General features: G+C 42.2%; 15 protein-coding genes. 9 read left to right on the forward strand and 6 right to left on the reverse strand.

The window, feature by feature from the left end; all coding sequences use genetic code 11:
* Positions 1-105 precede the first annotated feature (105 nt).
* Entirely contained in the window at positions 106-684 is a 579-nt protein-coding gene (locus WCV65_RS06760) for a GNAT family N-acetyltransferase (protein ID WP_338781081.1), read from the forward strand.
* Positions 685-931: 247 nt separating this feature from the next.
* Complete coding sequence (gene spxA / locus WCV65_RS06765) at positions 932-1,330, forward strand: transcriptional regulator SpxA (RefSeq protein ID WP_035409267.1); 399 nt, start codon at positions 932-934, stop codon at positions 1,328-1,330.
* Between the two features lie 39 nt (positions 1,331-1,369).
* Here spxA and WCV65_RS06770 read toward each other — a convergent pair whose 3' ends face one another.
* Positions 1,370-2,032 carry a TerC family protein gene (locus tag WCV65_RS06770; RefSeq protein WP_338781083.1) on the reverse strand — a complete coding sequence of 221 codons (663 nt, stop codon included), beginning with the start codon at positions 2,030-2,032 and terminating at the stop codon, positions 1,370-1,372.
* 311 nt (positions 2,033-2,343) lie between these two features.
* Between WCV65_RS06770 and mecA the strand changes: the two genes are divergently transcribed.
* The 4 genes from mecA (at position 2,344) to pepF (ending at position 8,091) form a co-directional block, all read left to right on the forward strand.
* Positions 2,344-3,000, forward strand: coding sequence for an adaptor protein MecA (gene mecA / locus WCV65_RS06775; RefSeq protein WP_338781084.1), 657 nt, complete (start codon positions 2,344-2,346; stop codon positions 2,998-3,000).
* A 164-nt stretch (positions 3,001-3,164) separates the two neighbouring features.
* Entirely contained in the window at positions 3,165-4,679 is a 1,515-nt protein-coding gene (cls, locus tag WCV65_RS06780) for a cardiolipin synthase (RefSeq protein ID WP_338781087.1), read from the forward strand.
* Positions 4,680-5,006: 327 nt separating this feature from the next.
* Complete coding sequence (locus WCV65_RS06785; protein WP_338781089.1) at positions 5,007-6,179, forward strand: competence protein CoiA family protein; 1,173 nt, start codon at positions 5,007-5,009, stop codon at positions 6,177-6,179.
* Between the two features lie 94 nt (positions 6,180-6,273).
* Complete coding sequence (gene pepF, locus WCV65_RS06790; protein WP_338781091.1) at positions 6,274-8,091, forward strand: oligoendopeptidase F; 1,818 nt, start codon at positions 6,274-6,276, stop codon at positions 8,089-8,091.
* A gap of 80 nt (positions 8,092-8,171) precedes the next feature.
* Here pepF and WCV65_RS06795 read toward each other — a convergent pair whose 3' ends face one another.
* The 5 genes from WCV65_RS06795 to WCV65_RS06815 form a co-directional block, all read right to left on the reverse strand.
* Positions 8,172-8,345: a hypothetical protein gene (locus tag WCV65_RS06795; RefSeq protein WP_338781092.1), complete on the reverse strand. Its 174-nt coding sequence runs from the start codon at positions 8,343-8,345 to the stop codon at positions 8,172-8,174.
* An 877-nt stretch (positions 8,346-9,222) separates the two neighbouring features.
* Positions 9,223-10,098 (reverse strand): ClpXP adapter SpxH family protein, encoded by an 876-nt coding sequence (locus WCV65_RS06800; protein ID WP_051860738.1) that lies wholly within the window; start codon positions 10,096-10,098, stop codon positions 9,223-9,225.
* Positions 10,098-10,508, reverse strand: coding sequence for a hypothetical protein (locus WCV65_RS06805; protein ID WP_035409256.1), 411 nt, complete (start codon positions 10,506-10,508; stop codon positions 10,098-10,100). The genes WCV65_RS06800 and WCV65_RS06805 overlap by 1 nt, the downstream gene beginning before the upstream one ends.
* Positions 10,509-10,726: 218 nt before the next feature.
* Positions 10,727-11,359, reverse strand: coding sequence for a lytic transglycosylase domain-containing protein (locus WCV65_RS06810; protein WP_338781095.1), 633 nt, complete (start codon positions 11,357-11,359; stop codon positions 10,727-10,729).
* Between the two features lie 15 nt (positions 11,360-11,374).
* A complete protein-coding gene (locus tag WCV65_RS06815) occupies positions 11,375-11,953 on the reverse strand; it encodes a CYTH domain-containing protein (RefSeq protein WP_338781097.1) in 579 nt (192 codons plus the stop codon).
* Positions 11,954-12,122: 169 nt separating this feature from the next.
* On the opposite strand from WCV65_RS06815, the gene WCV65_RS06820 reads away from it, so the two are divergent.
* Genes WCV65_RS06820 through WCV65_RS06830 form a run of 3 tightly spaced genes read left to right on the forward strand, consistent with a single transcriptional unit; the run spans position 12,123 to position 14,009 of the window.
* Positions 12,123-12,497 (forward strand): hypothetical protein, encoded by a 375-nt coding sequence (locus WCV65_RS06820; RefSeq protein ID WP_338781099.1) that lies wholly within the window; start codon positions 12,123-12,125, stop codon positions 12,495-12,497.
* 24 nt (positions 12,498-12,521) lie between these two features.
* On the forward strand, positions 12,522-13,178 hold the full coding sequence (locus tag WCV65_RS06825) for a GTP pyrophosphokinase family protein (protein ID WP_338781100.1): 657 nt from the start codon (positions 12,522-12,524) through the stop codon (positions 13,176-13,178).
* A 36-nt stretch (positions 13,179-13,214) separates the two neighbouring features.
* Complete coding sequence (locus WCV65_RS06830; protein ID WP_035409246.1) at positions 13,215-14,009, forward strand: NAD kinase; 795 nt, start codon at positions 13,215-13,217, stop codon at positions 14,007-14,009.

Consider the following 14,009-nt stretch of genomic DNA (forward strand, 5'->3'; position numbering starts at 1 on the left):
GGTATTCAATTTTCAGTTAATTTAAACAAATGCTTTATAATATGTTTATGCAGAAGCAAAATGGGTAAATTACCAATACAACTACATTTTAACAGGAGAGAAAGCATGAATTGGTACGAAAAACTGAGCCAGTATTTTCCGATTGAAGAAATGAAGTCACGTGATCATATAGAAGGTTTATTAGAAGATAGAGGCGACATTTATTACAAGGATGAAGGGCCTAAGCATGTGCTCATGTATGCGGAGCTTGATGATTTTCTCTTTATAGATTACATATATGTCTCCAAAGATGCGCGCGGCGAGGGTCTTGGACATAAGCTTATTGCGAAGCTGAAAGAGAAAAACAAACCCATTATTTTGGAGGTTGAGCCTGTTGATGATTCCGATCAGGATACGGCAAAACGCCTTAAGTTTTATCAAAGGGAAGGTTTTCATCATGCAAGCTCCATCGGATATTCCAGAAGATCTTTAGCAACCAATGAAGTAAATCATATGGAAATTCTCTACTGGTCCCCAAATGACCGTCCGGAATCAGAAATTTTTTCTGCAATGAAGGAAACCTATAAGCACATTCATACGTATAAGGATAAAGAGTGGTACGGCCGTTCTTATGAAGATGTGAAGGAAGTACTGAAAATACGGAGTGAGGAAGAATCTAACGACATTTTCGATGAGAAAAACTAATTGAGAATGCATACGCGTATGATACGCCGAAAAACAGGAAGTAAATGAATTTATTGGTACTGGAGAGCAGTTGTCAGAATGTTAAAGTAATATAAGCAATACTGATTTATAGGGAATTGTAACGAATTCGTCAAACTTTTAAGGAAAAGATATTCACTAACTTACTTTTTTATAGTATAATGAGCAATAGATATTACTTGTTTAAAGTGATTTTATTTTAAACTACGTACAGAGGAGTGAAAGTTCCATGGTAACCTTATATACATCACCAAGCTGTACTTCATGTAGAAAAGCAAAGGCGTGGCTGGAAGAGCATGAAATTCCATATACAGAAAGAAACATTCTATCCGATACGATGTCTATCAATGAAATTAAAGAAATTTTAAGGATGACAGAAGACGGAACGGATGAAATCATTTCCACACGTTCTAAAATCTTTCAAAAACTAAATGTTAATCTTGAGAGCATGCCTCTTCAAGACCTATATCAGCTGATTCAGAATCATCCTGGACTGCTTAGAAGACCAATCATGATTGATGAAAAACGTCTTCAAGTAGGCTACAATGAAGATGAAATCCGCCGCTTTTTGCCACGAAAAGTACGTACGTATCAGCTGCGTGAAGCACAGCGCCTAGTTAACGAATAAACGATTGATAAAAGCCTTCCAGTGATATTGGAAGGCTTTTTATGTGCTTGTTCTCATTTTTTTCATAAGCACACCGCTTAACACAAAAATGAGTACGGTAAAATAAGGGATTCCCTCAAGAAACAATGGTTTACTCGCCAAAAATTGAAGCTGATCTTCATGAGAAATCATTTTCCCGGCAGTGTAAGCAAGCATTCCCCCTCCGACATAAATTAAATAAGGGAAGCGGTCAATCAGCTGCAGAACAAATTTGCTTCCCCAGATGATGACGGGAATCGAAATGAAAAGCCCGGTTACGACGAGCATGGTGTGGCCGTTTGCTGCTCCTGCAACGGCTATAACGTTATCAAGCCCCATTAGTACATCCGCAGCGACAATCGTTCTTACAGCCTTCCACAAACTTCCATGGCTTTTAATGTTTTCGTTTTCTTCCTCTTTTCCAGCCATTAAACCAAAGGAAATATACAAAAGGAATATCCCCCCTGCCAGCTGCAGATAAGGAATTGTCAGAAGATAGACAGCTACCGTTGTGAGAGCGGTTCTAAGAGTTATGGCAAGAAGCGTACCAATAATAATCGCCTTTTGACGCTGTTTTTCCGGAAGCCTTCTGCTGGCCATAGCAATTACAATGGCATTGTCTCCGCCCAGGATTAAATCAATGCCAATAATCATCAATAAAGAGATTAGAAACTCCTGCTCCATCCAATACCCCCGTTTGTCCCGCATTAAAGGATTGTGCTTGTACCAAATATATGAAAAGCAACAAGCAATATGCCTCATCACTGGTTAATAACTGTTTTCATTCTTTTCAGGGTTTTTTTATTTCATTTATGTGTGATTTATCATAAAATAGGAGTACAAGATTCTCTAAGCTGTGGTTGACTAATACGAGGGTGTTGTGGTAAGTGAGAAGGCGGTTAAAAAGCCAGGCTTTGGGGTAAAGTGTAGGAAAGTGCAACTATCGGGGGTTTAGTTGTCCCTTCAACATCAAAAAAAGAAGGGAAGTGTAATCCATGGAAATTGAACGCATTAATGAGCATACCGTGAAATTTTATATTTCATATGGCGATATAGAAGAACGCGGCTTTGACCGGGATGAAATCTGGTACAACCGTGAACGAAGTGAAGAACTCTTCTGGGAAATGATGGATGAGGTGCACGAGGAAGAAGACTTTATGATGGAAGGACCACTCTGGATCCAGGTTCAGGCAATGGACAAAGGTCTGGAAGTAGTGGTCACCAGGGCACAGATGTCGAAGGATGGACAGAAGCTCGAGCTGCCGATCAGTGATGATAAATATCACGAAATTCCTGTTGATGACAACATTGACAGTATAATGGATGAACATTTCTCCAAAGCCCCTGCTGAAGGTGAGGATCAGCCTCCGCAGCTTGAATATGTCATTCATTTTGGCGATTTTGAGGATGTCATTTCGTTAGCAAAAACGAATCTATCCGGATTTTCCAATAGCTTGTTTGCGCTGAATAATCAATACTATCTGTTTGCAGAATTTACTGAAGAACAAGCGGCAGAGGAAATGGAAAATGTACTGAGCATTATTTCAGAGTATGGAAGCCAATCAAAAGTTACCGTCCACAGGCTTGAAGAATACGGAAAAAAGGTAATGGATGAACACGCATTGCATACGATCCGAAAGCATTTTGCTTAAGCTCATGAGCCGATTTCTATAGAAATCGGTTCTTTTTTTTGAGTTGTAAAGGGTATGATAGTAATGCCATGAGTTATTTTATTGCGGGTATGATTACGAATGAAACTTTTAGGGAATGTAATTCGTACTATACCTAAAGCTGCAGAAAAGTCAGGTGAGATTGGATGAAAAATTTTATTCAGGTCATTATTTTTTCATTATTTGTAACAGCCGTTATTCTATTAACGAAGAATTATTGGGGAGACTGGATTTTAGCCGCATTAAGTATCATATTTACTCTTTCAATTGTCTTTATCGGCTTCGTCATTTTTATGGAAAACCGAAAACCTAATCAGACCTTAACATGGCTGATTGTCCTCGGCGCATTTCCAATCGTCGGGTTTTTATTTTATTTACTGTTTGGACGCAATGTCAGAAAAAGAAGGCTTTTTGAAAAGAAAGCGCTTATCGATCAGCAGGTGTATTTGCAAATAGAAGGAGATCATCACGATTATGAAGAACGGGCAGCACAAATGGGGGACCACCAGAAGCTCATGTTTAAGCTGGCTCACAATCTTAGTCACAGTCCTGTCTCTTTTGCATCAGAGACAACCATTTTAACAAATGGGGATGAGAAGTTTCCGGCGATTTTGAAGGAAATCAAAGAGGCTAAAAAGTACATTCATCTAGAATACTATATAGTCCGGCACGATGACATCGGGCTTCAGCTTCAGGAAGCTTTGATTGAAAAGGCGCGGGAAGGGGTCAAAATCAGATTCCTGTATGATGCAGTAGGGAGCTGGAAGCTTTCCAAAGGATATATTAGCAAAATGCACAGGGCTGGAATAGAAATGGTGCCATTTCTTCCGGTAACTCTTCCTTTCTTAAGCAATAAAATCAACTTCCGAAATCACCGTAAAATTATTATTATTGACGGTAAAATAGGATTTATGGGCGGCCTGAATGTAGGAGATGAGTATTTAGGAAAAGTCGACTTCTTTGGCTTTTGGCGGGATACACATCTGATGGTTAAAGGAGAAGAGGTGCGGACTCTGCACATGATTTTCCTTCAGGACTGGTACTATATGACCGGCAAGGAGCTTGATACGGAAACTTATCTTAAAGCAGATCCAGCAGAATTCCCTGAGGGGAATGGCGGAGTTCAGATGATCGCCGGAGGGCCTGATAATAAGTGGGAAAACATTAAAAGCTTATTTTTCTCCATGATTGTTTCAGCTAAAGATTCTATCTGGATCGCATCTCCATATTTTATTCCGGATGAGGATATTCTTTCAGCATTAAAAGTCGCAGCGCTTAGCGGTGTAGATGTGCGCCTCCTTGTCCCGAAAAGACCTGATAAGAAGCTGGTCTTCTACGCATCAAGATCCTATTTCGCTGAACTGATGGAAGCCGGAGCTCAAATTTATGAGTACGAAAAAGGATTCATGCACAGCAAAATTGTGATCGTGGATTATGAAATAGCCTCCATTGGTACCGCCAATATGGATATGAGGAGCTTCCACCTGAACTTTGAAGTGAATGCATTCCTATACAGAACAGACAGTACTGTCACACTCGTAGAAGAATATGAGAAAGACTTGCTGGAATCTAAAAAGCTGGATATGGACGACTTCGTTAAACGCAGCTTTTTTCAGCGGATGTTTGAATCATTTGCTAGGCTGCTGTCGCCGATGCTTTAAGGTTGGACATATAGGAAAAAGACTAATCCATATAGGGTTAGTCTTTTTTTATGGTTTTCGTTTCCCGGTCTCATGAACGTATGAACCGCTTTAATTGTGGTTCATGCTGGAAACTGAGCCTTCCCAGCCACTTCGATATTTTTCTTATTTCCAGCCAAAAGGACCGGCATCGTTACCTAGCTGCTTGGTCTCTCCCTTGGAATACCAACTTTTAACCGCTGATAATCCCCTTTTCAACCCCGGAAATTCAATCTTCTCATATAAGAAGGATTCGCCCAAACACATGTAGAAAGGGTAGTTGCATTCTATTAACAAGGAGGAAGGATTGTGCTTACGTCATTAACTGAATCAGGTGCATTTTCTTTACTAAACAAGGTTTATTCATTCGAGGAGCTGGATCAGCTTCGGAGTACCGAATTATTTTACTGTCCAGCTTGCAGGCAGAGCGTAGAGCTTAAGCTTGGTACGGTAAAGAGGTATCATTTTGCTCATCGTAAAAAAACAGCCTGTCATTATGAGGCTGAGCCGGAGAGTGAACGGCACTTGCTTGGAAAGCAGCAGCTGTTCGACAGGCTGAAACAAAAAGGGGAGGCGGAGCTGGAACCGTATCTCCCGGAAATCCGGCAGCGGCCGGATATGATGCTGACGTTTAATAAGAAGAAGTATGCAATTGAATACCAATGCTCGTCCATTCCGCATGAACAGGCAATCCGCCGCAGCAGGGGCTATCAGAGTCTTAAGATAGAACCGGTCTGGATTCTCGGTTCGAATCAGCTTCATCGAACGGGAGCTTCTGAGTATCGTCTAAATGTCTTCCACTGGTTCTTCATCAAAAATTTCCCCTATTCATCGCTTCCCTACCTTTTGTTTTATTGCCCGGAAAATAAGCAGCTCCTCAGATTATCCGAATTCTTCCCTATTTCTAAACAGATTTTCCATGCAAAAGCCGAAGTGATGGAACTAAGCATGGATTCTCTGGCTCCGCACAAATGCTCTGCTCCAGGCGGATATCCAGTCAGCTGGCTCCAAAGCAAGGTCCTTAAATTCAGAAAATTTCCTCCTTCAAAACAAGTAACCTCCCTGCAGAAGGTGCTTTATTTGAAAAAGCGACTTCCATTATCTCTGATCCCTCCTATCGTTTTCATGCCAGCGCAATTTGACTTTGCCATTGAAACAGAGCCACATGTTTGGAAAACGCGGCTCCTATTATGGGCAGAGACCCGTCCTGGTTTTTCCAAACAAGAAGTGGTCCGTTATTTCTCTTTCCTCGAGTCGGAAGGGCATATAACAAGGCGCAGTCTTCAGACCATTAGTCCTTCAACTGAAGAAATCCTTTATGAATTGGGAAATAGGCTGATGCAAGCAGGATTTTTAACATGGACGGAGAAAAACAACATATATACACTTGCACCAATCAGGTGGTCATCAAAAATAACGGACGTTTTGCATGAGGATTGTGAATTTTTCAGGCTAATTTCAGCACTTGAGCATAACCTATAGGCATGTACGGCAAATCAATTGACTTCATCAGAGAATTTAGACAAGATGAGTTTAAGGCTGATTTCAGCTTAAGTATGGATAAGGGGGAAAAGACATGTCAGAACAGCAAACAGTAAAAAAATTGCCGCTAAGAAACGATATTGCGGTAGAGGATACATGGAGACTGGAAGACATTTTCGCAACCGATGAGGCTTGGGAGAAGGAGTTTGCGGAGTTAAAAACAGCCATTCCAAAAATTGCGGACTATCAAGGGAAGCTTGGAGATTCTGCTCAATCTTTATATGAAGGTCTCTCCTATCAGGATTCAGTTACGGAGCGCCTTGGAAAATTATATACATATGCACACATGAGATACGATCAGGATACGGGTAATTCACTGTACCAGGCATTAAATGACAGAGCAGCAAGTCTTTATACAGAAGCGTCCAGCATTTCGTCCTACATGGTTCCTGAGATTCTAGCTATGGATGAAGGAACACTGAAACAATATGTGGAGGAAAGCGAAAGCTTGAGCCTTTACCGTCACGCCCTAGAGGAAATCAACCGTGAACGTCCCCACGTTTTGTCTGCTGAGCAAGAGGCTCTGCTAGCACAGGCATCAGAAGCACTTAGAGCTTCGAGCGATATTTTCGGCAAGCTAAATAATGCAGATATGGAATTCCCTGCGATCAAAGATGAAAACGAGGAAGAGGTGGAAGTAACACACGGCCGTTTTATCACATTTATGGAGAGTGAAGACCGCCGGGTAAGGCACGATGCGTTTAAAGCGGTTTATGATACGTATGGAAAATTCAAAAATACGCTGGCAAGCACACTGTCGGGTGCAGTAAAAAAAGATAACTTCTATGCAACTGCAAGAAAATACAGCTCAGCAAGAGAAGCGGCACTAAGCAGCAATAATATTCCTGAAGAGGTATATGATAACCTCGTTTCAACTGTAGAGAAAAATTTGCATTTGCTGCAGCGTTACGTAGAACTTCGTAAAAAAGCCCTAAACCTTGATGAGGTTCACATGTATGATCTTTACACACCGCTTGTCCAAAACACAAAGATGGAGATTCCTTATAAAGAAGCAAAGGATTATCTGTTAAAAGGACTCGCACCGCTTGGTGAAGATTATTTGGATATTTTAAAAGAGGGCTTTGAAAACCGCTGGGTCGATGTTCATGAAAACAAAGGAAAACGCAGCGGGGCATACTCATCAGGCACGTATGGAACAAATCCTTACATTTTGATGAACTGGCAGGATAATGTGAACAACCTGTTTACGCTCGCTCATGAATTCGGCCATTCCGTTCACAGCTATTACACAAGAAAAAATCAGCCTTATCCTTACGGTGATTATTCAATCTTTGTCGCAGAAGTGGCTTCAACAACGAATGAGGCATTGCTGAATGATCATATGCTGAAAACGATTGATGATAAGAAAAAGCGAATGTACTTGTTGAATAACTATCTCGATGGATTCAGAGGCACCGTATTCCGCCAAACAATGTTTGCTGAATTTGAACATGCTATTCACAAACGTTCACAGGATGGCGAACCGCTGACACCAGAGCTTTTGACCAAAATGTACTACGATTTAAACAAAAAATATTACGGTGAGAACATTGTTGTGGACGAGGAAATCGGCCTGGAATGGGCACGGATTCCTCATTTTTACTACAATTACTATGTATATCAGTATGCAACTGGCTTTAGCGCTGCCGCTGCCCTCAGTAAGCAGATTCTTGAAGAGGGAGAGCCGGCAGTAAAACGCTACATTGAATTCTTAAGTGCAGGAAGCTCGGATTATCCGATTGAAGTTCTTAAAAAGGCAGGGGTTGATATGACATCATCCCAGCCAGTAGAAGAAGCATGCAAAGTATTTGAAGAAAAGCTGAACGAGCTCGAGAAATTAATGAACGAATAAAGCGAAAAGCCGCTCCTTTAATCACGGAGCGGCTTTCTCTTTAGGCATGTTCCGGAAATTGCGGAGCGGAAGCCCTGCAGTTAAAATCCTTTAAATGTTTTTTTGCGCGTCATCCCATAAATACCGCTCACGATGATTACAAAAAGAATGAGGGAAGAGAGGATGACCGGAATCATATTCATCAGACCCAGAATTTGAAGGAAGAATGCCCCTCCAAAAAGAAGGGTCATCCCAGTAATTATGATTGGATTCATCTTGGAACCACCCCCGTCCTTCTTTATATGAAGACAAATGATAAAATATGTATGTGACGAAATTGTGAATTAAGAACTAAGTACTTGTCAAAACTCGACATATTCTGATATACTCAGGGTGTGAAATTGATCACATAACAAACATTTACCCCTTTGTTTGACCGTGAAAAATTTCTCCCATCCCCTTTGTTGTCGTTAAGACATACAAGAAGAGACCATGCTTATCCCGGCATGGTCTTTTTTAATTTATTTAATAAAGTAAGCGGTTACAGATTTTTAGGTGAGAGTGGATTGATTAAGAGGCGGGAGGGACAGATAATACCTGGGAACGGATAGAAAAAACGGACGGCTAGATAGGAGCGGGTAACGGCTAAATAAAGGTGAGGAACGGACAGATTAAGTAGTTGAATGGCCAGAAAACCAGGTTGGTTGGACAGAAAAAATCCATCGGCTAAATAAGAGCGGAGAACGGCAAGAATAAGGGGCGGAACGGACAGATAATGCCCGGGAACGGCCAGAAAACCAGGTTGGTTGGACAGAAAAAATCCATCGGCTAAATAAGAGCGGGGAACGGCCAGAATAAGGGGCGGAACGGACAGATAATGCCCGGGAACGGACAGAAAACCAGGCCGGTTGGACAGAAAAAATCCATCGGCTAAATAAGGGTGGAGAACGGCCAGAATAAGGGGCGGAACGGACAGATTATGCCTGAACGGCCAGAATCCCAGGCCGGTTGGACAGAAAAAAGCGGACGGCTAAATTGAAGTGAAGAACGGCCAGATTATGACGGAGAACGGCCAGAAAACAAGTCGTAACCCCATCACCGTCCACCAGCAACCAAAAAAACCGCCAAATCCTCTAAGGGGATGGCGGTTTTTCAGTCTAATGCTCTCCAGAACGTTCCGTGCTTGACGGGCACTTTTTCTACTTTTTGTGCAAGCTGATATTTTTTCATTTCACGCTCGGCTTCTTCAATGCTCATGTTGTAAACAAGAGCGATTTCTTTAGAAGCGACGAATCGGAAGTAAGAAAGGAATACCTGCAGCGGAGGCGGTTCGGATGGCGGCGGAGTTTCGCCGAGCATTTCGAACAGCACTTCTTCGTACATTTCATATGGATAATAGCCGGCAATTTTTAAGCCTTCTTCTTCTACCCGTTCATTGAAGAATGCAATGGTAGGCATTTCGCTGACTTCCATCTCTGCAGTTATTTTCATATCGCATTGCAGAGCCTTTACGGCGCTTTCAGAGTGAAGGTCCTTAATGAATTCATCTTTATCAAGACCGGTAATACCCGCAATTTCGATAAGCACTTTTTCATCTGAGACATCCTGCTTTTCAGTGAAAAGGACTTCCTGCAGCTTGCGGAGGAATCGGATGCCGGATTTCCTTCCTTGCAGCTCTGCCGCTTTTATCGCAACAGAAGGTGCATAAGCAGAGGAGATTGGATTATCAAACCAGATTGATCCGTCGCATGACATTCCGGTGCGGCATGCAGTGCTGTCCCAGGAAGCTGCCATATTCTCAGGGCGTTTCATTTTAATGGCATTTAGAGATGCCAGATTTCCGCTGATAATATGCTTCAGTGTAAAGAAGCGTCCGTATCTCATCAGCAATTTTTTAATTATGGGCTCAAGCGCCCAGCACTCAGGACAAAGAGGGTCGACGAACAAATATATTTCAAGCGGTTTCTTTGCATTGCCGTGGCAATGGGAGAAAAAATGCCCGATATTCTTTTTCTCGCCATAAGGCATTAATTCCATTCTCCTTTCTTATCGAGCGCACTGCCTGGAGTGTTCACCATATGATGCGCCGTTAATGTAAGCCGCTCGAAAAGGAAATTTCGAATATCTCCCTCTAGTCCAACCTCGTCCATTGCTTTGTCCATACAATCCAGCCAGGCTTCCGCTCGATCTTCTGTTATAGGAAAGGGCAGGTGCCGCGCTCTCAGCATTGGATGACCATGCTCATCCGTATATAAGGAGGGACCGCCTAAGTATTGAGTCATAAATTGTTTCTGCTTTCTTGCTGTTTCGCTTAATTCGTTTGGAAAAATAGGTGACAGCAAGGGATGTTTTCCTACATTGGAATAAAAAGCATCAACAAGCTGGGAAAGAAGCTCTTTTCCAATCGCTTCATACGGAGTTGTAAAAGATTCTGCCATGTTGATAACTCCTTTATCTTAAATTCTCTTCAAATTGAGTAAGATTATTCTTAAATAAGTGTGTTCAGTCGTGATATGCCAGGGTTTTTAGCTCTGTCCTGTTCATGTAATAAACTTATTTTAACAATGAGATTCATATATCTCAAACAAATCGCTCTGAGTTTTATTTAAAAATCCTTTTTCCCATAAAAAAATCAGTCCGCAATGGACTGATTTGCCTAGGCAAAATAAGATGCTGAAATTTTCTCGACATAATTTCGTGTTTCTTTAAATGGGGGAATCCCACCGTACTTATCCACATTTCCAGGTCCGGCATTATAAGCTGCAAGGGCGAGTTTGACGTCTCCATCGTACTTGGCAAGCATCTGTTGTAAGTATTTTGTTCCGCCCATAACATTGTCCCTTGGGTCAAAAGGATTTTCGACCCCAAGTCCTTTTGCTGTCGCAGGCATTAGCTGCATCAATCCCATGGCTCCTGCTCCGCTTTCAGCATTCGGATTGTAATTGGATTCCTGTTTAATGACGGATCGAATCAATTTAGGGTCCACCCCATACGCTTCAGAAGCCTCTGAAATAATCGTCTCAATAGAAGCGGGGCCTGATGGAAGTTTTACAGAAGATGCTTTGATTTCTTCTAATGAAGGGAGCGCTTGTGTAAATAGCGGCCGCTGCTGGTTTGGGAGAGCTGATGCCGGATCTTGCGGCGTTCCAGTATAAAATTGGAGCATTGTATCAAGCAGGTCGCTGAACATGTCGCTTGCTGATTGGCTTTCTGTCTGTTTATTGGAGTGAAAATCAAGGGAGCGAAGGTTCTGTAATTCCATCATCGTCTGAAACTGCTTTATTTCCATACGGAGTCATCTCCTTTATTCTCGATATTTTTGTTCATAAAAGCGGCGAACCTTATTTTTCGTTTCACGGACAGGAATCTGATGCATTTCGAGAAGCCTGCTGAAATACAGTTCTCCTGATGTAGCTTCGTCTGCTTCATATTCCAATTCGTAGTCCTCTATAGATAAGTATCGGCTCCGATCAAGAACGATTAAGCCGTTTTCTGCTTTTTTTTCAGCACGGAAGGTTGTCAGGGAACCAAAATAGCGAATGGCGTCATCAGCAATTCCGAGCGATTTAAGCTGGTGCTTGACGCTCCCAGCTGGAAATTGGTGTTCTTCCATTAGAAAAGCTGCTTCTTCATCTGTTAAAGTTTGCTCGGTTTCCAGAAGTCCTGTTTCCGCTGGCTCTTTAAGTGTAAGCACCCACTTTCCATGTTTATAGCGAGTTCTAAGGGCGGATTTCTTTTCTTTTATTTGAAAATCGCTGGTGTCAAAATAATGATTCACCTGCTCATGAAAATCTTTTTCATTAAAGCTGAATGCGATGGCTAACCGGCTGAATTCATCTTCCGTTAGCATGTTTTTAAATTCAATTTCGATATGCTGAGCCATGGTGATCCTCCAATAATACATGTTTTCTCTATTATCTCTCTTTAAAGCAGCCAGAGCAATCAAGAAAAGTTTGAAAACAGGCGGGGATGAATAGAGCTTCCATTTTATAAGAGCGGCGACTGTATGGTAAAATAGATGTGTAGTTTTGGATTGGAAGGAGTTTTAATAAATGAACAATAAAATCGAAGTAGTGGAAGCGTCAGTTGAAGAGGAGAAATTGGTGCTGACAGGGAATTCTTATAACGGTGAGGCTTCTGAGCTGGAGGCTAACGGACAAATTTTAGCAGATTCAGATAACCTCGCATTTGTATACATATTGGAAAACCCAGAGCATTTTACATACTTAAGTATTCCGGCTGCCCATTGGCCAGAGGTTGAAAAAGCAAGAACTGCTTCATTAACCGTTTGGGCGCGCATAAATGAACAGGAAATAGAGCTTGAGCACTTCTTTGAGGAGCTTGATGAGCTTGTTCAGAACATAGCAGGCAATGCGAATTACGGAGAGGAAATGGAAGGCAAGGTTTCCGAAGTGTTTGCTACCTAAGCAAAAAAAGAAGGAGAACATTTCATGCTGGGGGCGATGGAAATGGATGAGAGAGAATGGGAGCTGTTCCTGGCTCCGTATCAGCAGGCGGTTGATGAATTAAAGGTTAAGCTAAAGGGATTAAGATCAGAATATGAGCTTGAAAGCTCGCATTCTCCTATTGAATTTGTGACGGGTAGAGTGAAGCCGATTGCGAGTATTCTCGATAAGGCTAAACGAAAAAACATTCAATTAGATAGACTCCACAGTGACATGCAGGATATAGCGGGGCTTAGAATGATGTGCCAGTTTACAGATGATATCCGGGCAGTAGTAACCATGCTGAGGAAACGGAAAGATCTTGAAATTGTTGAGGAAAGAGATTACATTTCCCATAAAAAAGAGAGCGGATACCGGTCTTACCATGTCGTTGCACATTATCCCGTTCAGACGATCAGCGGTGAAAAGAAGATTCTGATTGAAATTCAGATTCGGACATTAGCCATGAATTTCTGGGCAACAGTAGAGCATTCTCTTAATTACAAATATAAAGGGAACTTTCCGGAAGCAATCAGAATTCGTCTTAAGCGGGCAGCGGAGGCCGCTTACAGGCTGGATGAAGAAATGTCACTAATAAAGGGAGAAATTCAAGAGGCCCATGCTATTTTCTCAAGAAAAACGGAATCGAACGAGTCGGAGTAGGAGCGGTATACAACCTATAGAAAAGGGGCCTGGAATATGAGATTCGCAATTACGTCTAAAGGCGATAGCAAATCAAATACACTGATGCAAAGAATGAGGACATACCTGAGCGACTTTGATCTGGAGTATGATGAAGACCGTCCGGATATTGTCATCTCTGTTGGCGGCGACGGCACCCTTCTTTACGCGTTTCACCGATATCGCAGCCGCCTCGATAAGACCGCTTTTATAGGAGTACATACAGGCCATCTTGGCTTTTATGCGGACTGGGTTCCGGATGAAATTGAAAAGCTGGTTATAGCGATTGCAAAAACACCTCATCAGATTGTGGAATATCCAATCCTTGAGGTTATTATCCGGCATAATGACGGGGGAAAAGAAGCGCGGTACCTCGCTTTGAACGAGTGTACAGTGAAAGCGATTGAGAATTCCCTTGTGATGGATGTCGAAATCAAAGGCCAGCGATTTGAGACTTTTCGCGGGGATGGGTTATGCATCTCCACTCCATCCGGAAGCACAGCTTATAATAAAGCATTGGGAGGAGCAATTTTGCATCCTTCTATCAGGGCTATTCAGCTTGCCGAAATGGCTTCTATTAATAACCGCGTGTTTCGTACAGTAGGCTCTCCGCTTATTTTGCCTGACCACCACACCTGCTTGTTAAAGCCTGTTAACGATGCGGATTTCCAGATCACGATTGATCATTTAACGCTCCTGCATAAAGACGTGAAATCGATTCAATGCCGCGTAGCAAAAGAAAATGTACGCTTCGCCCGATTCCGTCCATTCCCTTTCTGGAAGCGTGTAAAGGATTCCTTTATTGGACAGTAA

This window comes from Metabacillus sp. FJAT-52054 (genome assembly GCF_037201815.1).
In the GTDB taxonomy this organism is placed as follows: Bacteria; Bacillota; Bacilli; order Bacillales; family Bacillaceae; genus Metabacillus_B; species Metabacillus_B sediminis.

Excerpts from the sequence above, each read along its gene's own strand:
- mecA (WP_338781084.1), top strand. The coding sequence starts at position 2,344 with ATGGAAATTGAACGCATTAATGAGCATACCGTGAAATTTTATATTTCA.
- cls (WP_338781087.1), top strand. The coding sequence starts at position 3,165 with ATGAAAAATTTTATTCAGGTCATTATTTTTTCATTATTTGTAACAGCC.
- WCV65_RS06825 (WP_338781100.1), top strand. The coding sequence starts at position 12,522 with ATGCTGGGGGCGATGGAAATGGATGAGAGAGAATGGGAGCTGTTCCTG.
- WCV65_RS06820 (WP_338781099.1), top strand. The coding sequence starts at position 12,123 with ATGAACAATAAAATCGAAGTAGTGGAAGCGTCAGTTGAAGAGGAGAAA.
- WCV65_RS06830 (WP_035409246.1), top strand. The coding sequence starts at position 13,215 with ATGAGATTCGCAATTACGTCTAAAGGCGATAGCAAATCAAATACACTG.
- WCV65_RS06810 (WP_338781095.1), bottom strand. The coding sequence starts at position 11,359 with ATGGAAATAAAGCAGTTTCAGACGATGATGGAATTACAGAACCTTCGC.
- WCV65_RS06800 (WP_051860738.1), bottom strand. The coding sequence starts at position 10,098 with ATGCCTTATGGCGAGAAAAAGAATATCGGGCATTTTTTCTCCCATTGC.
- WCV65_RS06770 (WP_338781083.1), bottom strand. The coding sequence starts at position 2,032 with ATGGAGCAGGAGTTTCTAATCTCTTTATTGATGATTATTGGCATTGAT.
- WCV65_RS06795 (WP_338781092.1), bottom strand. The coding sequence starts at position 8,345 with ATGAATCCAATCATAATTACTGGGATGACCCTTCTTTTTGGAGGGGCA.
- WCV65_RS06760 (WP_338781081.1), top strand. The coding sequence starts at position 106 with ATGAATTGGTACGAAAAACTGAGCCAGTATTTTCCGATTGAAGAAATG.
- WCV65_RS06805 (WP_035409256.1), bottom strand. The coding sequence starts at position 10,508 with ATGGCAGAATCTTTTACAACTCCGTATGAAGCGATTGGAAAAGAGCTT.
- WCV65_RS06815 (WP_338781097.1), bottom strand. The coding sequence starts at position 11,953 with ATGGCTCAGCATATCGAAATTGAATTTAAAAACATGCTAACGGAAGAT.
- pepF (WP_338781091.1), top strand. The coding sequence starts at position 6,274 with ATGTCAGAACAGCAAACAGTAAAAAAATTGCCGCTAAGAAACGATATT.
- spxA (WP_035409267.1), top strand. The coding sequence starts at position 932 with ATGGTAACCTTATATACATCACCAAGCTGTACTTCATGTAGAAAAGCA.